The sequence below is a fragment of the Kitasatospora sp. MY 5-36 genome, from assembly GCF_001182915.1.
Classification (GTDB): domain Bacteria; phylum Actinomycetota; class Actinomycetes; order Streptomycetales; family Streptomycetaceae; genus Kitasatospora.
Genome location: NZ_LFVW01001347.1, coordinates 1 through 812 on the forward strand (window position 1 = coordinate 1; position 812 = coordinate 812).

General features: G+C 78.9%; 1 protein-coding gene. It reads right to left on the reverse strand.

The genetic code is table 11. The features are described 5' to 3' along the window. A partial coding sequence (locus tag AE652_RS42365) for an AMP-binding protein (protein WP_049661571.1) occupies positions 1–812 on the reverse strand: 812 nt, incomplete at both ends.

Below are 812 nucleotides of genomic sequence, written 5' to 3' on the forward strand. Positions count from 1 at the left end.
AGCCCGGCGAGGGCGTCGGCGGTGCCGATCGCGCAGACCGGGCGGGCGTCGGCCAGCACGGCGGCGAGGCGCCGCTCGGGGTGGGCGAGGTCGAGGGAGACGCAGGCGCCGCCCGCCTTGAGGACGGCGAGCATCGCCACCAGGGTGTCGGTGCCGCGCGGCAGGGCGATCGCGACCGGTGCGCCGTCCTTGACGCCGAGGGCCGTCAGCCGGTGGGCGAGCCGGTTGGCGGCGGCGTCGAGCTGCCGGTAGGTCAGCGCGGCCGCGCCGGAGCGGACGGCGACGGCCTCCGGGGTGCGGGCGGCCTGGGCGGCGAACAGCTCGGGCACGGTCCGCTCGACCGGCGGCTCGGTACGGCCTTCGGTGGCGCGGCGCAGGCCGTCCGGGTCGAGCAGGTCGATCCGGGCGACGGGCGTCCGGGGGTCGGTGAGCAGCAGGTCGGCGAGGGCGTCGAGGTAGCGCAGCAGGCCGTCGCGGTGGGCGGCGAGGGAGGCGGCCCCGTAGCGGGCCGGGTCGGCGTCGATGACCAGGCGCAGCGCGCCGTCCGGGCCGGGCGAGACGTTCAGGGCGAGGTCGTCGACCGGGCCGGCGGCGAGGTTGCGGACGGTGCCGGGCAGGCCGGCCAGGTCGAGGTCGCTCTCGAAGGCCTTGATGTTGACCATCGGGCCGAACAGGGCGCGGCGGTCGCCGGTGCGGCCGAGGTCGCGGCGCAGCTCCTCCAGCGGGTAGCGCTGGTGGCGGCGGACGGCGCGCAGCTCGCGGACCACGGCGCGCAGCAGGGCCTCGGCGCTGTCGGCGGGGCGGACGGCGAG